24 protein-coding genes are annotated in these 26,655 nt (G+C 68.3%); 13 read left to right on the top strand and 11 right to left on the bottom strand.

The window, feature by feature from the left end; genetic code table 11:
• Window positions 1-7 precede the first annotated feature (7 nt).
• Window positions 8-373: an Hpt domain-containing protein gene (locus tag F0U63_RS22545; RefSeq protein ID WP_395847971.1), complete on the top strand. Its 366-nt coding sequence runs from the start codon at window positions 8-10 to the stop codon at window positions 371-373.
• Between the two features lie 53 nt (window positions 374-426).
• Here the strand turns inward: F0U63_RS22545 and zigA are convergent, their stop codons facing one another.
• Complete coding sequence (gene zigA / locus F0U63_RS22540) at window positions 427-1,662, bottom strand: zinc metallochaperone GTPase ZigA (protein WP_395847970.1); 1,236 nt, start codon at window positions 1,660-1,662, stop codon at window positions 427-429.
• Window positions 1,663-1,990: 328 nt separating this feature from the next.
• Here zigA and F0U63_RS22535 point away from each other — a divergent pair, with 328 nt between their 5' ends.
• The 3 genes from F0U63_RS22535 to F0U63_RS22525 all read left to right on the top strand — a co-directional run bounded on the left by F0U63_RS22535 (window position 1,991) and on the right by F0U63_RS22525 (window position 4,606).
• Window positions 1,991-3,034, top strand: a complete 1,044-nt coding sequence (locus F0U63_RS22535) for a hypothetical protein (RefSeq protein WP_395847969.1) — start codon at window positions 1,991-1,993, stop codon at window positions 3,032-3,034.
• Window positions 3,035-3,157: 123 nt separating this feature from the next.
• A complete protein-coding gene (locus tag F0U63_RS22530; RefSeq protein ID WP_395847968.1) occupies window positions 3,158-4,252 on the top strand; it encodes a hypothetical protein in 1,095 nt (364 codons plus the stop codon).
• 12 nt (window positions 4,253-4,264) lie between these two features.
• Window positions 4,265-4,606, top strand: a complete 342-nt coding sequence (locus tag F0U63_RS22525; RefSeq protein WP_395847967.1) for a hypothetical protein — start codon at window positions 4,265-4,267, stop codon at window positions 4,604-4,606.
• Here the strand turns inward: F0U63_RS22525 and F0U63_RS22520 are convergent.
• Window positions 4,584-5,183 carry a winged helix-turn-helix transcriptional regulator gene (locus F0U63_RS22520; protein WP_395847966.1) on the bottom strand — a complete coding sequence of 200 codons (600 nt, stop codon included), beginning with the start codon at window positions 5,181-5,183 and terminating at the stop codon, window positions 4,584-4,586. The genes F0U63_RS22525 and F0U63_RS22520 overlap by 23 nt on opposite strands.
• 103 nt (window positions 5,184-5,286) lie before the next feature.
• Here F0U63_RS22520 and F0U63_RS22515 point away from each other — a divergent pair, with 103 nt between their 5' ends.
• Entirely contained in the window at window positions 5,287-5,940 is a 654-nt protein-coding gene (locus F0U63_RS22515; protein ID WP_395847965.1) for a glutathione S-transferase family protein, read from the top strand.
• A 24-nt stretch (window positions 5,941-5,964) separates the two neighbouring features.
• Here F0U63_RS22515 and F0U63_RS22510 read toward each other — a convergent pair whose 3' ends face one another.
• Window positions 5,965-6,471, bottom strand: a complete 507-nt coding sequence (locus F0U63_RS22510; protein ID WP_395847964.1) for a MarR family winged helix-turn-helix transcriptional regulator — start codon at window positions 6,469-6,471, stop codon at window positions 5,965-5,967.
• Between the two features lie 23 nt (window positions 6,472-6,494).
• Window positions 6,495-6,872, bottom strand: a complete 378-nt coding sequence (locus F0U63_RS22505; RefSeq protein WP_395847963.1) for a hypothetical protein — start codon at window positions 6,870-6,872, stop codon at window positions 6,495-6,497.
• A 273-nt stretch (window positions 6,873-7,145) separates the two neighbouring features.
• Here F0U63_RS22505 and F0U63_RS22500 point away from each other — a divergent pair, with 273 nt between their 5' ends.
• A complete protein-coding gene (locus F0U63_RS22500; protein WP_395847962.1) occupies window positions 7,146-7,637 on the top strand; it encodes a hemerythrin domain-containing protein in 492 nt (163 codons plus the stop codon).
• A 126-nt stretch (window positions 7,638-7,763) separates the two neighbouring features.
• Here the strand turns inward: F0U63_RS22500 and F0U63_RS22495 are convergent, their stop codons facing one another.
• The 3 genes from F0U63_RS22495 to F0U63_RS22485 all read right to left on the bottom strand — a co-directional run bounded on the left by F0U63_RS22495 (window position 7,764) and on the right by F0U63_RS22485 (window position 13,591).
• Window positions 7,764-9,125 (bottom strand): tetratricopeptide repeat protein, encoded by a 1,362-nt coding sequence (locus F0U63_RS22495; protein WP_395847961.1) that lies wholly within the window; start codon window positions 9,123-9,125, stop codon window positions 7,764-7,766.
• A 108-nt stretch (window positions 9,126-9,233) separates the two neighbouring features.
• Window positions 9,234-12,755, bottom strand: a complete 3,522-nt coding sequence (locus F0U63_RS22490) for a DUF2135 domain-containing protein (RefSeq protein WP_395847960.1) — start codon at window positions 12,753-12,755, stop codon at window positions 9,234-9,236.
• 62 nt (window positions 12,756-12,817) lie between these two features.
• Complete coding sequence (locus F0U63_RS22485; protein WP_395847959.1) at window positions 12,818-13,591, bottom strand: alpha/beta hydrolase; 774 nt, start codon at window positions 13,589-13,591, stop codon at window positions 12,818-12,820.
• A 142-nt stretch (window positions 13,592-13,733) separates the two neighbouring features.
• Here F0U63_RS22485 and F0U63_RS22480 point away from each other — a divergent pair, with 142 nt between their 5' ends.
• From F0U63_RS22480 to F0U63_RS22460, 5 genes are all read left to right on the top strand, one after another.
• Window positions 13,734-14,420, top strand: a complete 687-nt coding sequence (locus F0U63_RS22480; RefSeq protein ID WP_395847958.1) for a response regulator transcription factor — start codon at window positions 13,734-13,736, stop codon at window positions 14,418-14,420.
• Window positions 14,392-15,585: a sensor histidine kinase gene (locus tag F0U63_RS22475; protein WP_395847957.1), complete on the top strand. Its 1,194-nt coding sequence runs from the start codon at window positions 14,392-14,394 to the stop codon at window positions 15,583-15,585. Before F0U63_RS22480 ends, F0U63_RS22475 begins: the two co-directional genes overlap by 29 nt.
• A 57-nt stretch (window positions 15,586-15,642) precedes the next feature.
• Window positions 15,643-17,097, top strand: coding sequence for an amidase (locus F0U63_RS22470; protein ID WP_395847956.1), 1,455 nt, complete (start codon window positions 15,643-15,645; stop codon window positions 17,095-17,097).
• Window positions 17,094-17,864, top strand: a complete 771-nt coding sequence (locus F0U63_RS22465) for a hypothetical protein (protein ID WP_395847955.1) — start codon at window positions 17,094-17,096, stop codon at window positions 17,862-17,864. The genes F0U63_RS22470 and F0U63_RS22465 overlap by 4 nt, the downstream gene beginning before the upstream one ends.
• Window positions 17,865-17,946: 82 nt before the next feature.
• Window positions 17,947-18,558, top strand: a complete 612-nt coding sequence (locus tag F0U63_RS22460; protein WP_395847954.1) for an NUDIX hydrolase — start codon at window positions 17,947-17,949, stop codon at window positions 18,556-18,558.
• Between the two features lie 39 nt (window positions 18,559-18,597).
• Here F0U63_RS22460 and F0U63_RS22455 read toward each other — a convergent pair whose 3' ends face one another.
• On the bottom strand, window positions 18,598-19,857 hold the full coding sequence (locus F0U63_RS22455) for a phophatidylserine decarboxylase associated domain-containing protein (protein WP_395847953.1): 1,260 nt from the start codon (window positions 19,855-19,857) through the stop codon (window positions 18,598-18,600).
• A 418-nt stretch (window positions 19,858-20,275) separates the two neighbouring features.
• Here F0U63_RS22455 and F0U63_RS22450 point away from each other — a divergent pair, with 418 nt between their 5' ends.
• On the top strand, window positions 20,276-20,533 hold the full coding sequence (locus F0U63_RS22450) for a hypothetical protein (protein ID WP_395847952.1): 258 nt from the start codon (window positions 20,276-20,278) through the stop codon (window positions 20,531-20,533).
• A gap of 131 nt (window positions 20,534-20,664) precedes the next feature.
• Here the strand turns inward: F0U63_RS22450 and F0U63_RS22445 are convergent, their stop codons facing one another.
• On the bottom strand, window positions 20,665-21,327 hold the full coding sequence (locus tag F0U63_RS22445) for a DsbA family protein (RefSeq protein ID WP_395847951.1): 663 nt from the start codon (window positions 21,325-21,327) through the stop codon (window positions 20,665-20,667).
• 186 nt (window positions 21,328-21,513) lie between these two features.
• Between F0U63_RS22445 and acnA the strand changes: the two genes are divergently transcribed.
• The gene (gene acnA, locus F0U63_RS22440; RefSeq protein WP_395847950.1) at window positions 21,514-24,120 is read left to right on the top strand and encodes an aconitate hydratase AcnA; all 2,607 of its coding nucleotides are present in this window, start codon (window positions 21,514-21,516) and stop codon (window positions 24,118-24,120) included.
• Window positions 24,121-24,140: 20 nt separating this feature from the next.
• Here acnA and F0U63_RS22435 read toward each other — a convergent pair whose 3' ends face one another.
• Together F0U63_RS22435 and F0U63_RS22430 are read right to left on the bottom strand one after the other, a co-directional pair.
• Entirely contained in the window at window positions 24,141-25,403 is a 1,263-nt protein-coding gene (locus F0U63_RS22435) for a cytochrome P450 (protein ID WP_395847949.1), read from the bottom strand.
• A gap of 63 nt (window positions 25,404-25,466) precedes the next feature.
• Window positions 25,467-26,621 carry a glycosyltransferase gene (locus F0U63_RS22430; protein WP_395847948.1) on the bottom strand — a complete coding sequence of 385 codons (1,155 nt, stop codon included), beginning with the start codon at window positions 26,619-26,621 and terminating at the stop codon, window positions 25,467-25,469.
• Window positions 26,622-26,655: the final 34 nt, after the last annotated feature.

The raw sequence follows: 26,655 nt of genomic DNA, 5'->3' as shown, positions 1-26,655 counted from the left end.
GGGCCCCATGGACGACACTCCCTCGGTGCTCGATGTGGAGCAGATCTCGCGCTTGCGCGAGCTGGGACAGGAAGACGCGGGTGAGATGTTGCGGGGGATGTTCCAACGCTACCTCGAGAGCATCCCGCCCCAGCTCACGCGCATGCGCGAGGCGCTCGCCGCGGGCAACACGGCGGTACTGGTGAGCGAGGCGCACGGGCTCGCGGGCAGCAGCGCCGTGTATGCCCTGCCCCGGCTGCGGCACTGCTGCCTGGCGTTGGAGACGCACGCCCGGGAGCAGCGGCTGGACGAGGCCGGCGCCCTGCTGGACGCGGTGCAGCGGGCCTTCGAGGAGGCCGCTCCGCTCGTGATGGCCGAGCTGTCCTCGCCCTGAGCGGCCGCGCACGGCGGCGTGCGACCAGCGGCATGACGGCTCCTTTCAGCGGCTCAGGCCGCCTCGTCGGCGGACGGTTCATCCTCGCCCTCGCCCACCATCACCCAGGGCGGGAAGGGATCCTCGAGCTGGCTCCAGGCCGTCGGGCCCAGGGCGAGCTCCTCGTCGGTGAGCAGGCACTCCTCCAGCGCCCCGCGCAGCAGCGTCTGATCCACCTGGCGGGTGATGAAGACGAGCTCCTGGCGCCGGTCGCCCCAGGGCGCCCGCATGTGCTGCTCGAGCTCGGCGCGCACCTCGGGCTCCTCGGGCCACTCCTCCCGGGGCACGGCGTCCCACCACAGCCCCGCGGGTTCGAAGGAGCAGGCCCCTCCCGCCTGGGCCCATACGCCCGTCACCTCCATGCGCGTGGCCAGCCAGAAGAAGCCCTTGGAGCGCAGCAGACCCTTCCAGCTCCCGTGGATGAACTCCCACAGCCGCCCGGGGTGGAAGGGACGGTGGGCGCGGAAGACGAAGCTCTCGATGCCATACGCCTCCGTCTCGGGAACGGCCTCGCCGCGCAGCGTCCGCAGCCAGCCGGGGGCGCGCTGGGCCTTCTCCAGGTCGAAGAGCCCCGTCTCCAGCACGTCGGACAGGGAGACCCGGCCCTGCTGGGCCCGCACGAGCCGCGCGCCCGGATTGAGCTGACGCAGGATGGACTCCAACACCCCCACCTGCTCGGGCGACACCAGGTCCGTCTTGTTGAGCACCAGCACGTCCGCGAACTCCACCTGCTCCACCAGCAGGTCCACCACCGTGCGCTCGTCCTCCTCGCCCGCGGCGAGCCCCCGCGCCCGCAGCTCCTCGGTGTCTTCCCAGTCCTTCAGGAAGTTGAAGGCGTCCACCACCGTCACCAGGGTGTCCAACCGGGCCACGTCCCCCAGGCAGCGGCCCTGCTCGTCCGCGAAGGTGAACGTCTCCGCCACCGGCATGGGCTCGGAGATGCCGGTGGACTCGATGAGCAGGTGATCGAAGCGGCCCTCTCGCGCGAGCCGGCCCACCTCCACCAGCAGATCCTCGCGCAGCGTGCAGCAGATGCAGCCGTTGCTCATCTCCACCAGCTTCTCGTCCACGCGCGACAGCGAGGCCCCGCCCTTCACCAGCCGGGCGTCGATGTTCACCTCGCTCATGTCGTTGACGATGACGGCGACGCGGCGGCCCTCCCGGTTGTTGAGCACGTGGTTGAGCAGCGTCGTCTTCCCCGCTCCCAGGAAGCCCGAGAGCACCGTGACGGGCAGGCGTCCGTCCCTCATGGCCCGCCCTCCCCGTCCGCCACGTGCGCGCGCGGGTCTTCCTTCTTCCTGGTCCGATGGCCTCTGTGCATGGTGGCGCTCCTTTTATCGCCACTCATCTGCATGTGCAACCGAGTTGCATATGACACCCCGGAGTCGATGGGCCGCTGGCCCCGCGGGCGCACGAGGCCGTGGCTTCGCGGCGGCGAGCACCGGGCGTCCGGTGCGGCTTTCTCGCGCGGTGAGAGGACAGGGGTACGCCTTGAGCTTGGAAAGCCTGGACATTAAGGTTCAAAAAGGTAGGGAGCGGTGAGAAGTCCGCGCCCGAGATCCGACAAGGAGACTTCCGATGGATGTCAAACGCCCCTCCCCCAAGCACCCCGCGCACCAGAGCACTCGGAACGGGCAGTCCGATCCGGTTCAGCGGGGCGGTTCATCTCAACGGACGAGGCATCCCGCGGCCCCGAACGACTCGAGCACCGCCTCGGGTGCCCACAACGAGCCGCCTTCGACCTTCAGTCGCCCCACCCACAACACCGGGCCCACGCTCCACCCCAGGCAACCGCACCACGTCCACACGGCCGGCCCGCAGGCGGCATCATTCTATGGCAGGGCCCAGCCGTCGCCCTATCACGAGCAGATCGTCAACAACGCGTCTCTAAAGATCAGCGAACAGCCGCACAAGTTCCGCCTCGAGTACAACGAGCAGGAATTGAGCCAGCTCACCAGCCACGGCCACAAGCTGGGCATCCCGCCTCGGGACGTCGAGAACCTCATCTACGTGGGCTCCCGCAATGACAAGCGCATCAGCGCCCGCGAATTGCAGGCGCAGATGACGGAACACGCCCATGTGATGGAGCGCGGCTATCCTCATCTCTTCCATGACAAGGCGCAGTTCCGCCAGTTCAGCAATGACCTGATCCGGGGCGTGCGGGATGCGGGCTTTCCCCACCGCAATGTGGAGATCCAGGGCTCGTCGCTGCGCACGCCCAATGCCGGAGACATCGATATCGCGGTCATGGCGAACAAGGAGCAATTCGCCGCGGCGTTGATGAGGAATTACGACAAGAAGATGACGTTCAACGGCCAGAAGATCTCCCTGGAGGGCAAGGATTTCAGGTACATGAAGGACCTCGCCAAGGACATCATGAGCACCCCGGGATACAACTCCAAGGCGAAGACCTTCGCGAACGCCATCCTCACGGGCATCATGCACTCGTCGTCGTCCAGCAACAAGGAATTGAGGGACCTGGCGAAGACCCTGAGTGCGAACTACAAGGAACCCGTATCGCCCAAGGACCCGACGGGCCAGAAGGTCGAATCCATCTCCCTCGTGCTCGAGGGAGGCAAGTTCGACATCTCCCCGAGCATGACCGTGAAGTACCGGGGATGAGCAGCCTTCCCGAGTGGAACGCGAGCTGGCATACGCCTTGAACACGGGATGCCAGACCATTAAACTCGACAAGGATGAGGGCGACGCGCGGTCCGCGCCCACGAGCTGGCAAGGAGTCTTTCCATGAAGGTCAATACCCCTCCCTCGACGCCCCGGTCACTCCCGAGCTCCCGGACCACCGAGTCCACGCCGTTGCAGCGGAGCCAGTCGGCTCCCGAGCTGACCTCCACCCAGAGCCCTCCGAGCACCCCGCGCGCCCCCAGCCCGCCGCCTTCCAGCTTCAGTCAGGCCACCAAGAGCTCCGGGCCGACGCTCCAACCCAAGGGCCCCCCGATCAAGCCCGGCGAGGCCCAGACGAAGGTCACGACGGGGTTCTATGGCAAGTCCAAGTCGGCACCTTCGTCACCGACGACGACCACGGCGGCCGCGTCATCCACGTCGGGTGCGTCCAAGTCACCTGCCCATCAGCAGATCGTCGACGCCGCGAAACAGAAGATCGGCGAGCAGCCGGACAAGTTCCAACTCAAGTACAACGATCAGGAACTGAGTCAGCTCACGAGCCTCGGCCACGAACTGGGCATCCCGCCCCAGGACGTCACGAACATGATCTACGCGGGCTCCCGCGAGGCCAAGCGCATCGACGCGAACGAGATGCAGGCGCAGATGAAGGAGCACGCCCAGGTGATGAAGCGCGGCTATCCTCATCTCTTCCATGACAAGGCGCAGTTCGACAATTTCAGCAAGGACCTGATCTCGACCTTGAACCAGCATAAATTCCCGAGCGGCAACGTGAAGATCCAGGGTTCGTCGCTGCGCACGCCCAATGCCGGAGACATCGATGTCGCGGTCATGGCGAACAAGGAGCAATTCGCCGGTTTGTTGACGAAGAACTACGACAACAAGATCACGCAGAACGGCCAGCCCATCTCCTTGAAGGACAAGTCCTTCGAGGAGATGCAATCACTCGCCCACGACATCATGAACAACCCGGGGTACAACTCCAGGGCGAGGACCTTCGCGAACGCCGTCAACACGGGCATCATGCACTCGTCGTCGTCCAGCAACAAGGAACTGAGCAAGCTGGCGAAGACATTGAGTGCGAACTACAAGGAACCCGTATCGCCCAAGGACCCGACGGGCCAGAAGATCGAATCCATCTCCGTCGTGCTCGAGGGAGGCAAGTTCGACATCTCCCCGAGCATGTCCGTGAAGGCCTGAGGATAATCAACCATGAACAGGATCGTCATTACCGGCGTCATTGGCTCCGCAGACCCCGAGGTCGTCTCACGCGTGCTGGCCGCCTGGCTGAAGCAGGACAAGCTGAACGTCCGCCAGCGGCTCCAGGGCGCCGAAATCAGGTACGAGAACGGCCCCTGGGAGCTCTTCTGCTACAACAACTCGGAGCTGCCGGAGTTCCTGCTGGAAGGCACCCTGGCGGGAACCCTCAAGGAGGCCCAGGCCTCCCTGAAGCAGCTCAAGCAACTGTGCCAGCAACAAAAGCTGAGCAGCCAGCTGGAGTACGTCGAGGAGAACGAGGACGGAGAAGAGATCAGCGAGCAGTTCTCCGTTTAATGAGAGGACCTGGGGCGGAGCCGTCAGCACCGCCCCTGGCCCTCCTGATGGCCGGCGTGGGTTCGCGTGGGCCTCCCAGCCGCGCGCCGGTCTTCTGGGCGAGGACCGCCTCGAACGCGGCCTGGAGTTCGGCGAGGACCGAGCGCTGAGGCACCGGCGCGCCGAGATGCACCGCCCGGAGCTCCTCCATGAAGGCTTCCCACAAGGCCGGGCCGCCCTGCTCCAGCAGTCGAGCACGGATCGACAACTCCTCGGAAGCGGGCGTATGCCGCACGCCCCAGGCGGCCATCTGGGCGAGCAGCGGTACGAGCTGAATGGCGGGCTCGGTGAGGCTGTAGATCGCCTTCTGCCGGTGCGTGGGATCGTCACGCTTCGACAGCAGGCCGGCCTCGAGCAGGCGCTTGAGGCGGTCCGCCAGGATGTTGGAGGCAATGCCTTCCTCGGATTGGTTCAGCAACTCGCGATAGTGGCGCCGGTTGCCGAACATGACGTCTCGAATGACGATCAGGCTCCAACGATCGCCGAGTACTTCCAACGTCAGATTGATTGGACAGCCCGAGCGTGGCGCGCCTTCCATCGAGTGAACTCCCGCGACTGCTTGCAAAATAGGAGCAGGTTGTCTAGAACGCAACCGGTTGCGAAATGCAAGCAGTCTGCCAGCCCTGTCCGAGGAGCCCGCGATGACCCTGAAGCTCTACGCGCACCCGTTCTCGTCGTACTGCCAGAAGGTGTTGATCGCGCTCTACGAGAACGCCCTGCCCTTCGAGCTGCGCAGGGTCGACGACCCCGAGGTGATGGCCGAGCTCTCGGCGCTCTGGCCGCTCAAGCGCTTCCCCGCGCTGGTGGACGAGGGCCGCACGGTGCTGGAGTCGAGCATCATCATCGAGCACCTGCAGCTGCACCACCCGGGACCGGTCCGGCTGATTCCCGAGGACGCGCGCGAGGCCCTGGAGGTGCGGACGATGGACCGCTTCTTCGACAACTACGTGTCCACGCCGCAGGGGCGGATCGTCTTCAACCAGATCCGTCCCGAGGCGGATCGCGACCCCTACGGGGTGAGGGAGGCGCGGGCGATGCTCGAGGCGGCGTATGGCTGGCTCGACGGAGTGATGGCGAAGCGCGAATGGGCGGCGGGCACGCGCTTCAGCCTCGCGGACTGCTCCGCCGCACCCGCCCTGTTCTACGCGGACTGGACGCATGAGATCGACGCGCGGTTCGCCAACGTCCGGGCGTATCGCCAGCGGCTGCTGGCGCGGCCGTCATACGCGCGCGCCGTGGATGAAGCGCGGCCCTATCGCCCCCACTTTCCGCTCGGCGCGCCGGATCGCGACTGAGGGCCGCGGGCAAGGCCGCGGGAGCTAGGCCCGCTTCGAAGCCTTCTGGGCGGGTTGCCGCGCCGCCTTCAAGGCCAGGTTCGTCTGCCGCACCTTGACGAGAAGCGACAGGAGCGTCTCGGCCTCTTGATTCGTCAGATCCGCCATCGAGTCATTGAGGTTGTCGCGGGCGATCACGAGGCCCTTGGTCGCCACGAGGCGTCCTCTCTTCGTCAGCTTGAGCGTGTAGGCCCTGCGGTCCCAGACGTCGCGCTCTCTCGTGATGAAGCCGAGCGCCTCCAGCTTGTCGAGCAGACGCGTCATCGCACCGGAGTCATAGTCGATCTTGGAGCAGAGGATGGACGCGGACGCGGGCTCGGGCTCGGAGTCGCACTGCAGAATCGCCACGAGCACACGCCACTGCGCGAAACTCACCGAGAGTGCATCCTTGAGACGCGCGTCCAGGTCCTCGTTGATGAGCTTGGCGAGCTCGTTGAGCAGATAGCCGACGCTTCGGTCGATGCTGTAGTTCTTCTCGTTGTAGTACGGCATCTAGGTTCCTCCCTGGTGGCGGCTCACTCGAGCTGAAGTCCGCAGTCGCTGCACGCGCCCTCGACCAGCGGGGCGGCCGTGCCACACGCGGGGCACGGCAGCTCGCCGTCCTCCGGTATCTCCTGGGGGGCCTGGCCCTCGGAAAGCAGCCCCTCTCGCTGGAGGCTGTCCGTCCAACGTTGCTGGAGCAGGCCGGCGACCCGGGGCACGTCCTCGGGGCGCACGAGCACCTGGAATTTCGGGGAACAACTCGGCTTGCCACACGCCTCGCGGTGGACGAGGGCCGGCACGCCCTCGGCCAGGCAGGCGTCCACCAGCCTCCGGGCGTCCGCGAGCTGCATCTCCGCGCACGGCACCACTTCCGCGTCCGCCAGGGCCGTCTCTGCTTGGTGAGGAGTCATCGGCCGCAGTGAAGCGCAGCCGGAAGCACCCGTCCATGCCCTCCCACCTGTCCATCCCGGACGCCACAACAGCGTCCGCCATGCCGGTGAGCAGGCAGGCTTTCAGCAGTCTCGGGCCCTACGGGAGAGGTCCCTGGGCCGAGCGGACTCGTGGAGTCAGGTTTTCCGAAGAGCACGGCGGAGAAGGAGCCTCACAGTTGGCGTCCCCGGGAGCCGTGCCGAAGTTAGGCCCAGGGACGCCTCACGCGACTCACGCAAGACGGGAGCGAGACCATGGACGCCATCGAACTGTTGACGCAGCAGCACCGCGAGGTCGAGGAACTGTTCGAGAAGTTCGAGAAGGCTGGTGAAGGCAAGGAGGAGTTGCTGATGGACCTGTTCGTGCGCATCGCGGACAACCTCGCGGCGCACGCCCTCATCGAGGAGAAGCTCTTCTATCCCAGCGTCTACGTCGGGCCCACGGCGGACCAGCTCCAGGAGGCGGTGGAGGAGCACCTGTCGGCCAAGCGTGTCATCGCGGATCTGCTCGACATGGACCCCTCCGACGCGCAGTTCAAGGCGAAGGTGAAGGTGCTCAAGGATCTGGTCGAGCATCACGTCGAGGAGGAAGAGAAGGAGCTCTTCAAGAACGTGAAGAAGTTGCTGACCAAGCAGGAGCTGGCCGTCATGGGCGAGCAGCTCGAGGCCATGTTCTCCGAGGTCATCCAGACCCAGCCGCGCATGCGGGTCCCCCGCGAGATCGACGAGGCGGCGCCACTGACCTGAGGCTCTGGGGCGGTCGTCATACCGGGGGCCACTCTCCTGCGAGTGCGCCCCCGGCGGACGACATCGCCGTGAGGCCGTCGAGACACGCGCCGAGGAAGCTGACGGCGAAGGACCTCGGCCCAAGCGTCAGAAGTACTCCGGGTGCTCGGCCGCCAGCATTTCTTCCATCGCGTGGACGTCCTTCAACAGCCCATGGCCCGGGGCGATCCTCCGCGCCGCCTCCCAACACCGCCAGGCCCGAGACATCTCGTAGTCACTCACGTAGAGGTCCCCCAGGTCCTTGTAGGCCCCGGTGAGGAACGGGTTGACCTCGAGCGCCTGGAGCAGCAACTCGCGCGCCTGCGCGCCCTCGCCGAGCCCGCGGTGGAGCGCTGCCAGGAAGGTGTTGACGACGTGGGCCCGCTGTCCCGCTGCCTTCCGAAGCGCCTGGAGACTGGCAAGCGCGGCACGGGCTTCCTCCTCGCTGCCAGGCCGTCCCAGCGCTTCCCGCAGTTGTCGCACGTGAGGATCGGGTTCGTCGCGCAGGACACTGCCCAGCTCTGGCAACGACGTTCCGGTTTGCAGGTTCAGCTCCAGCAGGGTGAGCACGCATTCGAGGATGCGGCCACCCTCGGCGGATTGCTTCGCCTCCGCCATCCGCCGTGCCTCCACCTCCTGGCTGTCAGGTACGGCGCCGAGCATCACGCGCTCGAGAACGCCGCCCGGCAGGGTTTGACCGGCATCCACCACCCGGCGATAGCCCTCGAGTGCGATGTCGCCCTCGGGCACGACGGCGACGTCCACGAGCCGCAGCGTGACATCGCTCCCAGGTTGTCCGAACGGTGCCAGAGCCTGGTATCGGAGCTCGCGCGGGATGCGGCGGGCCGAGGCGAGTTGTTCGAGGATGAGCGGGTGGCCCCTGTAGCGGTAGCGCATGAACTGAGCGAACCGCCGGCTGATGTCGGGCGCTGCTTCAGTCCCCTCCTCCGCGTACGAGAGCAGGCGCCGCCCAGCAGCGGTGGCGTACACGGTGCGTCCCTGGTCCGATTCGACTGAAATGTCGCCGGGCTTCGGCCCGAAGACGGACCGCAAGAGTCCGCGGAGCCCGTTCTTTCGAGGGGCCTTCGGCTCGGAGAGGGACCGCCCCCGCGCCTTGTCGAGCACCGCGAGCTGGTGCTCCGCCATGAGGGGCTCGAAGTCCGCGCTGTCAGCACCTCCTGCCTCGAGCACGGACCGGATGTGCTCGCGGTTGGGCAACTCGAAGTGCCGGAGGCACACGTCCGAGTACAGCGACTCGTCCACGTACGTCCGCGCGCCCTCGTCGAGGGTGAGGCGACGGCGACGCGCGAAATCCAGGATGACCTCGGTCCCCGTCTCCTCGCGATAGCCCACCCATTCACGCCGCAGCCGGACTTCGAGCCCGTAGGTCCGCTCAGGAACGGACGGTGCGTCCTCGGACCCGGTCTTTCCGCCGGACTCATTGACTTCCATCTTCAGATCGAGACCCATGACCCCCTCGCCAGCAGTTCGCGGAGACCCGCTCGCGCAGTGTAATGCTTCGGGAGCACGACCCGCGCCGGCGTGTGCCCAAGAGGGCCACACGGCCTCTCCACCCTCTCATGGCTTCGTGGCCCGCTTCTCCGAAACCACCTCCTCGCCGCGCAGCAGCAGCGCGGCCTCGGCCTTCGGCAGGATGCGCAACTGGAACCGCCGCTGGTACCCGTCGTCGCGGGAGAAGGCGCCCCGGTCCGTCACCAGCAGGAGCGCCGTGGGCACCACGTAGCGTGCCGAGTTGTTGCCGTAGTAGTGCACCGCTACCTGGTACGTGCCTCGCGCGGCCTTGCGCGCGTGGTACAGCTCGGGCCCCAGTCCGTCCGTGGTGTCCCAGAAGAGCTCGCCTCCCAGCCGCGTCTTCTTCCGCCGGTAGGAGCACCGCTCTCCGTCCGGTTCCACCACCCACAGGTCGATGTCCGTCCCATCCGAGTTCCAGTGCAGGGTGAGCTGGTAGTCGATGGGCCTGGGCTCCGCGAGCGTCGCCAGCTCGCGCCGCCGGGCTTCCAGGGCCTCCACCTCCACCCCCGAGAGCCGGGCCTGTTTCGTCAGCGCCAGCAGCAGCCGGCCATAGTGGTACGCCGCGACTCTCCGGGTCTCCTCCTCGTGCCGGGCCCAGCCTCGTGCCAGGACGATCTCCCAGTCGCGCGCGGCCTCCGCGGGCCGCCCCGCCGCGTCCAGCGCCAGGGCCTCCTCCAGGTAGGCCTGCGGCTCGAAGGGCCGGTTGAGCCGCACGTGCTCGAAGAGCTCCGTGGCGGCCGTGTATTGCCCGAGCGCCAGCAGCCCGTAGCCCACCAGCCGCAGGGCCTCGGGATCCTTCGGCCGCAGCTCCACAGGGGACGAGAGGGCCCGCACCGCGCCCCAGGTGTCTCCCGCGAAGGCCCGCTGGCGCGCCACCTCCTCGTACACCAGCACGTCGTCCTTGTTGGCCCGCCGCGCCCGCCGGTACTCCAGCTCCGCCTGGAGCCGCTCCTCGCCTCCCGCGTAGGGCTCGTCCCGCAGGGGTTGGGCCTTCAGCCGCGAGCCGAGCTCCGCCTGCTTCGCCCCCAGCACCCGGAGCACCGCGCGGCCCGAGTCCGGCACGTCCCGCAGCGACAGCCCCTCCAGCTCCTCGCGCGCCTGGTCCTGCTCGCTCCGCCGCAGTGCCTCCAGCTCGGAGAGGTCCACCTGCTCGTCGCGCACCGCGTAGCGCACGTAATCCCCCTCGGACTCCAGCACCAGCATGGAGGCACGCGCGTTGGCCAGCCGGTAGTGCTGACTGAGCGCCACCACCATTCGGTCCACCCGGGGGTCCTCCAGGGCCACCAGCCGGGCCACCCAGCCCTCCGCCCAGGCCCTCGGCGCGAAGGCACTGTCCCGGTCGCGCGGCAGCGGCACCCGCATCGTCCGCTCCCCGCCGTCCGAGCGCACCACCACCGCGAGCTCCGCCGCGCCCTCGTCCACGAGCCGCCCGGCCACGAGCAACTCCTGCCCCGGGAAGACGAGGTGCGGCCGGCCCGCCACCACCAGGTCCTTCACCGCCGAGCCCCGCACCTCCACCCGCGCCAGCACCGTCGAGGCCGCCCGGTGCGCCCGAGCCACCGCTGGCACCTCCGAGCCGGAGAGCACGTTCACCACCCGCCCGCCCCCTGCCCGGGCCAGCGCGTCGAAGAGGTCCGTGTTCACCGCCGACTCGCCGAAGCGGTAGCTCACCCACCGCAGCGTCTCCGAGGAGGGGTGCTGCGAGATGAGCGCGTCCACCTGCCCCCGTCCCCAGGTGACATTGCCATCCGAGAGCAGGAAGGCCGTCACCCGCCCGCCGCCCTCCGCCGGCTTCAGCCAGTCGCGGCCCGCCCGGTCCAGCTCGCCCAACATCCCATCCACATGCGAGGCGCCCTCGAGGAAGACGCGCTCCAGTTCGCCGAACGTCTCCCGGCGTGCCTCGGGCGTGTTGCGCCGGAAGCCCGGGCCGTGCAGCCAGCGCGGGCGCACGTCGAAGAGAAGCACCGCGTACTCGGTGAGGCTCGTGTCCCGCTCCAGCAGCGCGCGCAGCAGGGCGCCCTGCAGGGCCCACGCGTTGCCGTCCTCGGCCGACAGGGAGGTGTCCACCACCAGCACCGCTCTCCCGGTGGACGCGCTTCCCTCCCCCACGATGAAGCCCGAGGGCATGCGCACCCGGGCGAAGAAGGCCTGGCCGGGGAGCCCCGCGGGGTCCGAGCCCACCAGCACGTCCGCGTCCCGGCTCAACGGCGCGACGGCCACCTGCAGCGCTCCGTCCCCCGTCAATCGCGGCCAGTCCCACACCCGCCAGGGCCCGAGGTCTCCCGGCTGGCCCGCGGCGGGCAGCACCGTCATCGCCCGCGCGTACCTCGGGTCCACGTGGACGCGCGCCGACACCTGGAGCGTCTGGCCCGCCTCGGGCGGCAGGGGCCACGTGTAGCGCAGGTGCTGGCCATCGAAGAGCAACGTCTGCTCGTAGGCGAGCACCACGCGCTTGAGGGACTTCGGCGGCAGGGGAAAGACGCGGGCGCTGAAGGTGGAAGCCCCCGCCCACTCGAGCAGCGCCGGGTCCACGTTGTGCCGCACGACGTCCTCGTACACCTCGCGAGCGCGCTTGTGCTCGACGACCCGGGCCTCCTGCGGCTGGCCCCACGCGTGCGCCGCGTCCCGGGGACTCGGCGGGGCCGCGGCCACCAGCTCCTCCGCCCTGCCCGAGTCCCCCAGGGGCGGCAACAGCTCCGGGGACTGGAAGAGCGAGGGCGAGTCCACCGCCACCGCGCCCGAGTACAGCGCGAAGCCCGCCACCGTCGCCCCGCCCGGCAGCGGATAATAGAAGGTGCCCTCCAGCGCGCGGGGGGTGTCGTTCTCGAAGAGGTAGTCCACCACCGTACGCGCGCGGGCCCCCTGGATGTACGTCACCACGCGCACCGCTCGGGCCGTGAGGGGCTGGTAGCGGCCCTGCTCGTCGCGCACCAACACCTTGGCCATGCGCGGCGCGGACTCCACCTTGGGCAGCACTGTCCGGGGCGCCCGGGGCTCTCCGGGCTTCTTCGGTGCGGAGGATTCCTCCTCCTTCGCCCCCTCTTCAGCGGCTTCCCACTCGGAGGCAGGCGCGGGCATCAGCGGCGCTTCGGAATCCGCGAGGGCGCCTTCCGCCACCACTCCACCCAGCACGCCCCCCACCACCCCTCCGACGACGCCCCCCACCACGCCGCCCTCGCGGCCTCTCTGGAGTCTCTCGTCTCGCTCATTCCACCGCTTCACCAGCGCCTCGGGAATGGGCTTCGGGTCGGCGACGGCGTCACGCAGCGCCGCGAGGTCCACCTTTCCCGTATCGGCGACCCCCGGAGCGGTGGTGGGCGAGACGAGGCCTGCGTCGGCGAAGGCGGCGGGGACGTTCGCGGGCACCGGGAGCGGGGACACGTCGGCCGTGAGGGGCTCGGCTTCCGGAAGAGGCTCGGGCTCCGCAACGGGCTCGGGTGCCTCGGCCACGGGAGCGGGCGGGGCCGCGTCCTCGGGCGTGGGCGGAGCCGAGGCGCCACGCAGACAGCCCACGGAGGCGAGTGTCGCCCACAGCAGACAGGAACGGAGAGCGCGCGGAAGGGACATGGGAGGGGAAGTCAATCACTTCCCGCCCGGCCCGGGTGTCATGGTTGCGTCATGAGTGGGGGCTATCGCGTCTCGCTCAACCAGCGGCGCACCTCGTCGAGGTACTCGCGCGGCAAGGCGTGCCCGCTGTCGAAGTCCTTGCGCGCCTTGCGCTTGGACGGCGCGGCCTCGAACAGCGCCTGGCTGTTCTCCGCCGTGGAGAACGGGTCACGTGTCGCGGTCAGCAGCAGCCAGGACTGATGAATCCCGCCCATCCGGTTCACGGGCGCGGCGTCGCCCAGCACGGGGTCGACGTGCGGCGGCACCATCGTCACCAGATGCGTGACGCGTGGCTCGTGCGAGGCCAGCAGGAGCCCCACCTGGGCGCCCATGCTGTAACCCGCGACGAGCACCCGCAGTGGCTTGCCCCTGGCCAGCACCCGCGCGAGGAGCGCCCGCGCATCGCGCACGGTGTCCACGATCATCGCCTGATAGGGTGCGGTGTCCCCGCCGTGCGCCCGCTTCGCGAGCTCGCCGGGCCGCACGTCGGGAGTCGCCCGTGCCCCGTGCCGCCTCGCGTCCATGAGGTAGACCCGGTAGCCGGAGCGCAACAGGTACTCCGTCAGCGCCCCGCCATACGTGGGCGCGGCATCGGACAGCCAGTCCTCCTTGTTTCGGGTGAGGCCGTGCAGGAGGACGGCCACGGGCGGATTCGCGGCGTCCCCTTCCGGTTCCAGCACCTGGACGGCAATCCGTTCCCCATCCTCCGCCTGGACCTCCATCGGCACGGCGGGGCGGGCGGCATGGGCCACGGAGGTGGACAGGCAGCAGAGACCCAGCAAAAGCAAGCGCGTCATCGCGGTACTCCTCCTCGAAAGAGGGCACCCACACTGCCCACGCACGGGTCAACCCCGCGTCAATCACGCGTTGACACTCGTTTGACACGGCCGCAGGTATCCTCCGCGTTCGCGTCCGGAACAGGAGTCCGGCGCTCCCTCCATGCGCGTGCTCATCGTCGAGGACAATCGTGACCTCCAGGCCAACATCGCCCGGTTCCTGGAGCCGGACTTCCTCCTGGACTTCGCGGCCACCGGCCCCCAGGGGCTCGCGCTCGCGCTGGCCAACGCCTACGACGTCATCGTGCTCGACCTGATGCTGCCCGGCATGAGCGGCATCCAGGTGTGCGAGCGTTACCGGCAGCTCGCACCCCGGCTCGTTCCCATCCTCATGCTGACGGCCCGGGACACGCTCGAGGACAAGCAAGAGGGTTTCCAGGCGGGCGCGGATGACTACCTCGTCAAGCCGTTCTCGCTCCGGGAGTTGCGCTGGCGCCTGGAAGCGCTGGCTCGCCGGCCCGTTCCCCCGAGCGGGCGGCGGCTGACCCTGGGAGGACTCGCCCTGGAGCCCGAGAGCGGACAGCTGCGCTGGGGCGAGCGCACCGTCCGGCTCCATCGCACCGAGGCCCTCATCCTGCGGCTCCTGATGGAGGCCGCGCCCGAAGCGGTCTCCACGGAGGCGCTGGCGGAGCGGCTCTGGGGGGAGGACGCGCCGGACTCGAGCGCGCTCCGCACCCACGTCTACGCCCTGCGCAAGGCGCTCGCCGGGCTGGGAATCGACCATGCCATCACCACCCGGCGAAACGAGGGGTACAGCCTGGATGCGCACAAGTGCCAGACCGGTCCGTGACCTCCTGCTGCGCTCCATGTGGCTGTCCGCGGCGTTCGCGCTGGTGCTCATGGGCGCGTTCTTCACGCTCTTCAGCTATGACCTCGAGGACGTCATCTTCAACCGGCTCGTCGCCGCCGAGGCGGACCGGCCCGAGCCGGGGCATCTGCCGGGCATCACCACGTATTCCGGCCAGGCCTCGCTGCCGCCCTGGCTGAGAGAGCGGCTGGAGCAGAAGACGTCCCAGGGCGAATACGAGATCCCCACCGAGGGCCACGGACACTTCCACGTCGCGGTGCGCCCTGGCGCGGCGAACGGGACCCCCCGGTATGTCGCGCTCGACGTGTCCGCACTGACGAGCACGACGTCCCAGCTCCGGCGGAGGACCGGCCTGCTCCTCACCAGCGCGCTGCTGGCGCTGCTGGCCGCCGCGCTGCTCGGCCACGTCGTGGCCCGCCGCCTCGGCCGGCCGCTGGAGCAACTCGTGGAACGGCTGCGGGAAGAGGATGGAGCACTGCCCGAGGACGATGGCGGAGTGGCCGAGGTGCGCGCGCTGCTCGAGGCGCTGCGAACGCGGGACGCTCGTATCCAGGAGTTGCTGGAGCGTGAGCGGCGGTTCAACCGCGACGCGAGCCACGAGTTGCGCACGCCCCTGGCCGTGGCCCAGGGGGCGGTGGAGATCCTCGAGCTCGACCCACCCCGGGACGCGGAGACGTTCCACCGCCTTCGCCAGGCCGTGAACCAGATGGGCCTGCTGACGGAGGGCATCCTCTGGTTGGCGCGGGAGCGCCGCTCCGAGGAGCGCTGCGAGCTGCTCCGTGTCTCACGTGAGCTGGTCGCGCTGTACGCGCACCTGCGCCAGAGCGACCGCGTCGAGCTCTCCATCGAGTCCGCGGGAGAAGTCCTGGCCCCCCTCCCAGCGCCCGTGGCCCGGGTGATGCTGGGCAACCTCCTCAAGAACGCCCTCGCCTACACGAGCGAGGGGCGCATCGTCATCGGCATCGAGCCCACGGCGTGGACCCTCTCCGACACCGGCGTTGGCTTCGGCTCGGTCGAGCCGGGGCAGGAGGGCTTTGGCATCGGACTCTCCCTGGTGGAGCGGCTCGCCCGACGGTTCTCGTGGACAATCGCCATCGACACCTCGCGGCCCCATGGCACGCGGGTGCGGCTGACCTGGGAACGGTAGAGTCCTGCTTCCAATGCGCCACCGACGGTCGAGCACTCGCAAAGGAAGCTTCTGCCCATGCATCTGAACGAATACACGGCGTACGACGGACTGGGACTGGCGGAACTCGTGCGCCGCAAGGAAGTCACGCCCGGTGAGCTCGTCCGCACAGCGCTCGCGGCCATCGAGTGCGTGAACCCGAGAATCAACGCCGTCATCGGCACGCTGGAAGAGGAGGCGCGGGCCACGCTGGAGCACGGCGTGCCGGAAGGTCCCTTCACCGGGGTGCCCTTCCTCATCAAGGATGCCGTCCTCCACGCGGCCAACGTCCCCTGCGAGATGGGGAGCCGGCTGGCCGTGGGCGCGGTCATGCCCCACGACTCCGAGCTGATGGCCCGGTTCCGCGAAGCGGGCCTCGTCACCGTGGGGAGGACCAACACGCCGGAGATGGCCTTCAACGTCACCACCGAGCCGCTTCTCCGGGGGCCCACCCGCAACCCGTGGAATCCGGAGCACAGCGTGGGCGGTTCGAGCGGGGGCGCGGCGGCGGCCGTCCTGGCGGGCATCGTCCCGCTCGCGCACGCCAATGACGGCGGCGGCTCCATCCGCATCCCGGCTTCGTTCTGCGGCGTGTTCGGCCTCAAGCCGACGCGGGGCCGCACCCCCATCGGGCCCGACGCGGCGGACGGGTTGAACGGGCTCGGAATCGAGCACGTCGTCTCCCGCTCGGTGCGCGACAGCGCGGCCATGCTGGACGCCACGCGGGGCCCGGACGTGGGCGAGCCGTATCAGATCCAGGCCCCCGAGCGGCCCTACCTGGCGGAGCTGGCGCGCCCACCGGGCACCCTCCGCATCGCCTTCTCCCGGACACTCGCGGCCGGTGTGCCCGTCAGCCCCGAGTGCATCGCCGCGGTGGAGGACGCGGCGAAACTCTGCCTGGAGCTGGGGCACGAGGTCGTCGAGGCCTCGCCCCAGTACGACCCCGCGAAGCTCGACGAGGCCAATGTGGCGATCTGGAGCTCCAACCTCGCGCTCTGGGTGGAGGGGCTGGCCGCCGCGACGGGACGCTCGCCGGAGGAGACCCTGGAGGCGACCGTCTGGGCGACGGCGCGGCATGGCCGGGCCCTCAAGGCGGTGGAGCTGCAACGCGCGCTCTTGGAGTTGAACCAGATCTCGCGCTCGGTGGGTCGCTTCTTCACCCGCCATGACGTGCTGCTGACCCCGACGGTGGCCGTGCCCCCCTTCAAACTGGGCGTGATGGACGCGAACGCCCGGATGACGGCCGAGGAGTGGGTGAAGCGGATCTTCACGGCGTGCCCGTTCACCGCGCTGTTCAACGCCACTGGCCAGCCGGCCATGTCGGTGCCGCTGTACTGGAGCGCGGGCCTGCCGATCGGGGTCCAGTTCGCCGGCCGTTGGGGAGATGAGGCCACGCTGTTCCGCCTGGCGGCGCAGCTCGAACGCGCCCGCCCATGGGCCGGTCGCCGGCCGTTGATCCACGCCGCCGCGCCCGTCCGTGAGGCATCTCCTTGAAGATCGAACTCGTCACCCTGGAGGTCCCGTTCCTCCACCTGGAGAACCCGGCGGCCCGGGAGTCCTTCATGGACATGCAGCGAGTCCGCGCCGCTGCTTATAGGGCGGACTTCGGCGACCACTACATGCCCTTCGACACGAGCGACTTCGTTGCCCGCCATCATCTCTTCTATGTCCAGACGGAGTCGGGGCGAGAGCCGGTGGCGGCCTTCAAGCAGGTCGCGCTCGCCACGTGTGATGCCCATGGGCTCGAGCTGCCCGCGCTGGGCATCTTCAGGGGCCGGAGCCCGGAGCACGTGGAGGCGCTTTCCGAGCTCATCCTCGAGCACCGCCGCTCGGGCCGTCACCTCCTCTACGGGGGAAGCTGGGGAGTGCGCGGGGAGTACCGCCGCAACCGCAAGCTCTTCGCCGGGTTGAGCGAGCTGGTGGCCGCGCTCATCGCGGACGATGCCCTGCGAGCAGCCCCCGCCACCGCGATTGGCATTGGCCTGGAGCCCAAGACGATGCGCTTCTGGGCGCGCATGGGCTATGAGCCCCTGCTCCACCGGGGTCAGTCTCTTCCCAAGGTGGCGTACTCGGAGCCCGGGGAGGAGATCGTGCTCATCTCCCTCACCGAGCCCTCGCCCTGGGCGCTGGAATGTCGGGAACGCCAGCGCCAGGTGCTCGAGGATCGCCGCTCCTTTCCACCGCGGGCCCCCAGCACCGGTGCGGATGGTGTCCCCGCGGAAGGTGTCAAAGAACCCGTTTCGGCACCGCGAGTCGTTTGACACCTTGTCTGGGTGATTCCAGGAACGACTGTTTGGGGCCCGTGTACGCTGCCCTCCCCCGTCCTTCTCCTCGAGTTCTCGCATGCAACGCCTCCAGTGGATCCAACGCCTCCAGGCCATCGCCCAAACGGGCCTCACCTATGCCAGGGACCCGTACGACCTGGAGCGCTACCGCGAGCTGCGCGCACTGGCGGTGGAGATGCTCGCGGCGGAGGGGGGCGTGCCGGAGGAGCCGTTGCGACTGGTGTTCGCCGCGGAGGACGGCTACCCCACGCCCAAGGTGGACGTGCGGGCGGTGGTGTTCCGCGAGGGCAAGGTGCTCCTCACCAAGGAGCGCGCGGACGGGCGATGGACGCTGCCCGGCGGCTGGGCGGACGTGGGCAGCAGCCCCAGCGAGATGGCCGCGCGGGAGACGCTCGAGGAGACCGGCTACCTGGTGCGCCCGGTGAAGCTGCTCGCGGTGCTCGACAAGGCGAAGCACGCGCACCCGCCGCAGCCCTCGTACGTGTACAAGCTCTTCATCCACTGCGAGTTGGAGGGCGGCGCCCCCCGGGAGACGCTGGAGACGGAGGGCTGTGACTACTTCGCACGGGATGCGCTCCCACCGCTCTCGCTCGACCGGGTGACGGAGCCGCAATTGCTGCGGATGTTCGCGCACCTGGATGACCCCGAGCGGCCCACGGACTTCGACTGACGGCGGCCGAGGTGTCTCCGGGTTTGACACCTTGTCCGGCTACAGCGCGCTCGCGATGTTCTGCCGCACCTGCACCACGTTGGCCAGCTTCTCTCCCGGTCCGCTGGCGCCGTCGCTCAACGTGGCGTTGTCCGTGATGTAGAGAGAAGCGATCTTCGACCGGTCGAACAGCATGCAGCAGGTCGACCCGCCGAACGCGAAGTGGCCGATCTCGTCTCCTCGCCGCACCGAGTCGCCTTCCTGAACCCTCGCCACGCACGAGGACACCTCCGTCAGCCCCACGAAGATCATGGCGATCACCCCGATGGCCGGATTTTCGGGCTCGATGAAGACGATCGTCCGGGTGTTGACGTGGCTCAGGAAGGGGAACGACGCCGCGTAGTCCTGGTTCGGGGCCGGCTGCGCGAAGAAGTATCCCGGGACCGTCCGCACCTTCCTGATCCTGCCCGTCACGGGCGAGTGCCACCGGTGGTAGTTGAAGGGCATCAGGACGATCTGCACCGCCAGCCCGTCGACGAAAGGCCGCAGCAGGGGGCTGTCGGCGTTCTCGGCGAGGAGGTCCGTGAGGTAGTACTGCTCGCCCTTGAGCTCGAATGCGGCCTCGCGCTGTACCTGCTTGGAGATCGTCCAGACCTGTCCGTCCACGGGGCTGATCACCACCTTCCCCGTGGGATCGGGCGCCAGGGGGCGGCTGGCGTCGAAGTCCTTGAACTGGCGAATGAAGAACTCGTTCCAGGACTTGAATCCGCCGTGCGGCTGGGCAGGGTCGTAGACGTAGTCGTTCAGGCTCAGGTACTGGCTGGCTTCCGCGCTGAGCCAGTTCCCGTAGGAGTCGTTCAGGTAGGCGAGAGAGGCGGGCGTCTCCAGGTTGGCGTGATACGCCTTCAGGATCTCGGCGAAATAGGGCCGGACCGCCTCGTTGGTGAAGAAGGCCCAGCCGTAGCTGTTCTCCATGAAGGGCTGCAGGACCGTGTAGAACGGCAGCGCGGCCATGAAGTTCGAATCGTATCTCGGAAGGCTGTTGAGCGCGTTGTCGAGCTGTTGGAAGAAATCCGCCGGCGTCTTGATGTTGATCGGGTTCTTCTGGTTGGCCTCATCCAGCATGCTCCCGATGTAGATGCGGAGGAACTCGTTCTCCGGGCGTTTCACATACTCGGCCAGCGCCTGCACGGAGGGAGCGAGCCCTTCGTAACGCTTGCGAGGGCGCTCCGCGAATAGCCGGTTGGACTCCGCGGCCCTCAATGCCGACTGGGCGGGCGATACCTTGGAGAGGAGTTCGAAATAAGAGACTCGCTTCATGGAAGAGCACCTTTCATGAGAAGAGATGGGGATGGATGTCCGTTCACCGAGGCCCCCTCTTTGGTGTCTGGATGGAAGCCAGGTCACCACCCGCGCCGCTTTAGCACTGTGACACACTTCACTCCAGGAGAAAAGATACCCTGATGAATTCACACCGAGTGCAGACGACGGTGGGCCAGGCTGGACCTCGCGGTATGTCCCCATCCTCTTGCTGGCCCTGGGCGGAACAGGAGCAACGCTGTCTCGCGCCAGGCCGGATAACCGCCTCGGCGAGGCTTCGGCGAAGGACAGTGACAGCTCTCACATCCAAAGCGTGAGACGGATCACATCCAAACTCCTGAACCTTGGGCAGAGTCAAGAACATCAAGGCCGCACAAACCAGGCCCTGATGCGAAGCAACAAGACAAAGGAAAAGACAATGTCCTCCCAGTTCTCCGTGCCGTTCTCCAGCAGTCCTCAAACGCTCGTCACCCAGGTCCAGCAGATGGTCCAGGAAGCCGGTGGCTCCTTCTCTGGCAACGACTCCTCTGGCAACTACACCGTCCCCACTCCGCTCGGCAAGATCGCCGGCTCGTACGACATCACCGGGCAGACGGCCTCCCTCAACATCACCCAGAAGCCGCTCCTGCTCTCCATGGACATGATCCAGAAATTCGTGACCAGCAAGCTGTCGTAACCCAGAACCACACCGCGCCGACGAAGGTGTCAAAGAACTCGTTTCCGCACCGCATCCCCTACGAGCTGTTTGACACCTTGTCCCGGCCGATGCCCGTCTCGGCATCGACCTCGGCGAACTGGACGCGCCCGTCAGCGCGCGAGCGCCGCGTCGATGCTCTGCGTGAAGACGTTCAGCGGCCGTGCCCCGGCGATGGTCTGGCCGTTGACGAAAAAGGTGGGAGTGGCGCCGATCTTGCGACGCTTGCTCTCCACCAGTTCCATGTCCACGTAGTTGCTCCAGGTGCTCGAGTCCAGCGCGCGCCGGAAGCGCTCCACGTCCAGGTTCAGCTTGCCGGCAAGCGCCTCCAGCGCGGCCCGGTCCAGCGCGTCTTGCTGGGCGAAGAGCGCATCGTGGAACTCCCAGAATCTACCCTGCTCATGCGCGGCCATCGAGGCGATGGCCGCCAGCCGCGCGTTCGGGTGGGCGGGCAGCGGATTCTGCCGGAAGACGATGCGCACCTGCTCCCCATACTTCTCGCGCAGGGCCTTGAGCGTGTCGGCCCCGCGAGCACAGAACGAGCACTCGAAATCCGACCACACTTCCACCGTCACCCGCGCGTCCGCGCGTCCCGCCGAGGGGGCATCCAGGCGCGGCGTGGCGGCGAGCGCCTGCTTCTCCACGGTCTCCGCGCGAGGACGGCCCTCCTTACAGTCATCGGGGAGAGTCGAGGAAGGAGGCGTGCTGGCGGCGGCCTGCATGGACATCCCCAGCAGCACGACGACAGCCGCGCCAGCGGACATGAACGACTTCATGGTGAACCTCTTGAGCGCAATGGGAGTCACCGCTCCAGGGAAGGAGCCGGCGGCGCGGCTTCATTCTCGCCGCACCCCCAGGAGTGACACGAGGCGCGCGCGGGTTTCAGCGATTCGTCCGGACGCCAGGCGATAAGCTTGCTGACGGCCTGAGCCGGGCCACCCGCCAACTCTCGAGGACCCTCGATGACCTTGCCGTCCGTCTTTCCGACCCTCGTGCTCGACGTACCGGGCAGGCCCTCCTGTATCGATGTCGCGGCCATGGCCGGCGCCGCCTTCCTCCGGATGCCCGTCGTGCATCGCATCCTGCTCGAGAACATCGTGCGCACCCAGTCGCCGGAGGACACGAGGACCGCGCTCGCGCACTTCGCGGCCTGGCAGGAGCATGGGCGCAGCGACGAGGAGATCCGCTTTCTTCCGAACCGCATTCTGATGCATGACACGACTTGCGGTCCCGCGCTGACGGACATCGCCGCGATGCGCGACGTGGTGGCGAGCAAAGGCGTTGATCCCGCTCGCCTCAACCCGGTGCTGCCAGTCGCGACCTCGACCGACCACTCGGTGGCGGTGGACTTCTTCGGCCGCGAGGACGCGCTCGAGCTCAACATGGCGCGCGAGATGGAGCGCAATGCCGAGCGCTACCGCTTCATGAAATGGGCGTCGCGCAACGTCACCGGCTTTCGCGTCTTTCCGCCGGGCTCCGGCATCATGCACACCATCAACATGGAGCGGCTCGCCACCGTCACGGCGACCGCGCCCGGCCGGGACGGAAGCCTCACCTGCTTTCCCGACGCGCTGGTCGGCACCGACAGCCACACGCCGATGGTCAATGCGATGGGCGTGCTCGCCTGGGGCGTGGGGGGTCTCGAGGCCGAAGGCGTGATGTTCGGCGTGCCCGTCTCCATCCGCCTGCCCGACGTGATTGGCGTACGACTGACGGGCCGCCTGCCCGATGGCGTGTTCGCGACCGACCTCGCGCTCCATGTCACCCACGGGCTTCGCGAGATGAAGGTCGCGGGCGAGTTCGTCGAGTACTTCGGCCCCGGCGTGTCGACGCTGACCGTGGGCCAGCGGTCGGTCGTCGCCAACATGGCGCCCGAGTATGGCGCGACCACGGGGTTCTTCCCCGCCGACGAGCACACGCTCGACTATCTGCGCCTGACCGGCCGCTCCAACGAGCAGATCGCCTTGGTCGCCGCGCAGACCCGGGCGCAAGGGCTGTGGTTCGAGCCCGATGCGCGGCCACGCTACACCCGGCTGCTCGAGGTCGACCTCGGCCAGCTTCGGCCGTCGCTCGCCGGGCCCAAGCGACCGCAGGACCTGCTCACGACCGCCGATGTGCCGGCCGTGCTGGCGCCGGCGCTGGCGGAGGTGCGCGAGGGTCCGCTGCCGCCCGATGCGCTCGCGATCGCGGCGATCACCTCCTGCACCAACACGACCGATCCCGGGTTGCTCGTCGCGGCGGGCCTGGTCGCGCGCAAGGCCCGCGCGCTCGGCCTTCGGACACCGCCCTGGGTCAAGACGTCGATGACGCCGGGCTCACCCGCGACCGCGCGCCGGCTCGCACGGGTCGGCCTGCTCGAGGATCTCGAGGCGCTCGGCTTCGGCGTGGCGGGCTATGGCTGTGCCACCTGCATTGGCAATTCGGGACCGCTTTCGGAGCCGGTTGCCGAGGCCATTGAGCAGCAGGGACTGAAGCCGATCGCCGTCCTTTCGGGCAACCGCAACTTCCCGGGCCGCGTCCACACGCAGGTGGACAACGCGCTGCTCGCGTCGCCGCCGCTGGTGGTCGCCTATGCGCTGGCGGGGCGTGCCGCCATGGACATCGCGCACGATCCGATCTCCACCGACGCGAGCGGCCAGCCGGTGACGCTGCACCAGTTGTGGCCCAGCGCCGCCGAGGTAGAGCAGTTGACCCGAGAAGCCTGGGAGCCGGGCGATATGGACCCGGCGTATGGCGCGGCGGAGGCGTCGCGCGTCTGGCAGCAGCTTCCGGCACCGGAGACCCCGCTGTTCCCCTGGGATCCGGCCTCCACCTATCTGCGACCACCGCCGTTCGTCGCCTTCGCCGAGCCGCGCGGCGATGCCGGAGCCCTCTCGATGCACCCGATCATGGTCGTCGGCGACGACATCACCACCGACCACATCTCACCCGCCGGCGCGATCCCGGTGAACAGCGACGCCGGGCGGTGGCTCATCGAGCAAGGCGAGGACCCGGCCGACCTCAACGTCTATTCGTCGCGTCGCGGCAACTGGGAGGTGATGCTGCGAGGGCTGTTCACCAACCGCCACGTCGTCAACCACCTGGGCGACGGACTGAGAGCCGGCATGAGTGTCTTCGTCGCCACGGGCGAGCGGCTCCCGGTCTGGCGGGTCGCCGCGCGCTACCGTGAGCGGGGCCAGCCGGTCTGCATCATCGCTGGCGAACGCTATGGCACGGGCTCGTCGCGCGACTGGGCCGCCAAGGGCGTGCAACTGCTCGGCGCCAAGGTGCTGTTCGCCAACAGCCTCGAGCGGATCCACCGGTCCAACCTGATCGGCATGGGCGTGCTGCCGCTCCGCCTCCCCGAGGGATGGCGCCCGGAGACGCTCGGCCTTCGCCCCGGTGATGTGCTGGAGGTCCACTGGGCACCAGACACCTGGGCACCACGCCTGGAGATCGCGACGACGCTGCGGCGCGCCGACGGGCGAATCGAGCGCGGCACGGCCCAGGCGTTCATCGAGACGAAGGCCGAGGCCGACCTGCTGCGTGCTGGCGGGATGATCGCCAACATCCTCGCCCGGTCAGTGTGAGCCCCGCGCGGGCCGGCTCCTCATCCCGCCGAGGGCGAGCCCAGGTCGACCTCGAGCACTTCCATCTTGCGCATGAGGGAGTGCGGCCCGAACGAGGGCTGCTTCACGAGCCGCAGCTCCGGGAACCGGCGCACCAGGGTTCCCATGGAGATCTGCGCCATGAGCCGAGCCAGGTTCGCCCCGAGGCAGTAGTGCGCTCCGTGTCCGAACGCGATGCTCGCGTTCGCGTTGCGCTGGATGTCGAAGACCCCGGCCTTGTCGAACGCGCGTTCGTCGCGCAGCGCGCTGCCGACCAGGACCACCAGCATCTGCCCCTTCTTGATGGGCATTCCCCCCAGCTCCATGTCTTCCAGGGCGTAGCGGGCGGGCCCCATCTTCACGAAGTTGTCGAAGCGCAGCACCTCCTCGACCAGGTTCTTGATCAGCTCGGGCCGGGTCTTCACCTCGGCGAACACACCGGGGTGCTGCAACAGGTTGTACACGCAGAAGGAGAACAGATGGACGGTGGTTTCGAAGCCGCCCACGATGAGCGAGGACACCAGCGCGAGCAGCTCCTGCTTGTTGAGCGTGTCCCCCTGCTCCTCCGTCTGGATGAGCGTCGTCAGGATGTCGTCTTCCCGCGGGTTGCGGCGCCGGTCCTCGATCGTCTCCGTCACCAGGACAATCCCCTCGCGGATCTGCTGGCGCAGGGGCGCCAGCTCCTCGGGCGCGAGCGCACCGGCGAAGACGCTCTTGGCCACCGCGTTGGTGAAGTCATGGAACAGCTGCTCACGCCCCGTGGGGATCTTCAGCATGGAGCCGATGACCCGCGCCGGGATGCGCTCCGAGAACTCATGGACCATGTTCACCCGGCCCTTCGCCGCCACGGAGGCGAGGAGCTCATCGACGATGGTCTGGATCTCCGGACGCAGCCGCTCGGTGGCGCGCGGGGTGAACGCCGGGCTGACGAGCCTGCGCACACGGGCATGGTTCTGCTCGCCCAGGGCGAACAGCCCATTCTTGTTCAGCTCCTCCATCTCCGGAACGATCACGTCGGAGCCCAGCACCGAGGCGAACTCCCAATCGTCCCGGTTGGGTGAGAAATGCTTGTCATCACGGAGCACGGTGAGGCCGTCCTCATACCGGCTGACGACCCAGCAGCGCCCCTGATCCCAGTAGAAGATCGGCGCCTCCGCCCGCAGCTTCTCGAGCGCGGGAAAGGGATTCGCATCGTACCCGGGCGCGTAGGGATTGAACTGCACCGTGGACCGGTTCTCACTCGGATTCGTCTGGTCGGCGGACATCGATGAACTCCTTGTCGAAGGTTGAGGGGCGGGCCTGCCCCGATGCTGTTGGACCTCGGGGAATCAGCGCCCCAAGCGCTGTCCGGCACGCACCACGGACGTCGGGTAGAACGTGCCTCGCCAGAAGACGCCCCCGCGCATGAGCGCCAGCACGGCCGAGCGGATCGAGACCCAAGCGGTCGGCAGGACGCCCAGGAAGGCCAGGGGCGCGGTCCACCGGGAAAAGCCCGCCCAGACACTGAAAGCCCAGGTCATCACGGCGCCCATCGCCCAGGTCCCCGCCCCCAGGAGCACGAGCGCCGGGCGTCCCGAGAACACTCCCGCGAGGAACCCGCACTCGAGCACCACCAGGAGCAGGTTGCTCACGATGAGCGGGGTCAAGGGAAAGGACGCACCGCTCTTCTCCATGGCGTGGGTGAAGGCGCCAAGAGAGGGGTAGAACTCGAGGCTCACGCCGTTGCGGCCGTTGAGCACGGCCTGCTTCGCGCCGGAGCGCTTGAGCATCGTTCCGAACATGACGTCGTCGGCGATCTCCATCTTCAGCCACTCCAGCCCGGGGGTGCGCTCCAGGGCCGAGCGGCGCACGAGGTTGAAGGCTCCAATTCCCATGCTGGCGGACGAGCGCGGATCGGACACCTCCCACATCCGGCTTCTCACGCACACGAGCCGGAACAGGGAGACGAGCGTCATCTGGAGCGCGAATCCGGAGCAGGTGATCTCGGGCAACACGGTGACATGGCCGAGCCCCTCTTGCTCCGCGTAGGCGATGATCTTCTCCAGGGCGCCCGGGGCCAGGTGGACATCCGCGTCGCTGAAGAGGACCCACTCGCCGCTCGCGCGTTCCAGCCCCCGCTGCAGGGCATGGACCTTCCCGAGCCAGCCCTCCGGCAGGTGCTCGACGTGCACCACCTGGAGCCGGGGCTCAGCCCGGGCGAACTGGTCGGCGATGGCGCCCGTCGCGTCCGTCGAGCGGTCATCCACCAGCACCAGCTCGAGTTCCGGATAGGTGTTCCCCAGCTTGGAGCGCATGGCGGACTCCAACGTGCGCTCCTCATCGCGCGCGGGCATGACCAGTGACACCCGGGGCCAGCGCACGGGTGGCGGCGCATTCAACCGCTCGATCCGGGGCATGGCACGCATGGCCCGGCTCAGCAGAACGACAATGGTGAGCGAATAGAGGGTACTGGCCGCAGTGAGGAGGAGGAGGAGGAAGAACATGGTTTCTTCTGGAGGTGGTTTTCTTTGAGCCTGC

This window comes from Cystobacter fuscus, from assembly GCF_044360685.1.
Taxonomy (GTDB): Bacteria; Myxococcota; Myxococcia; order Myxococcales; family Myxococcaceae; genus Cystobacter; species Cystobacter fuscus_C.
This window is presented reverse-complemented; position numbering and strand designations above follow the sequence as displayed.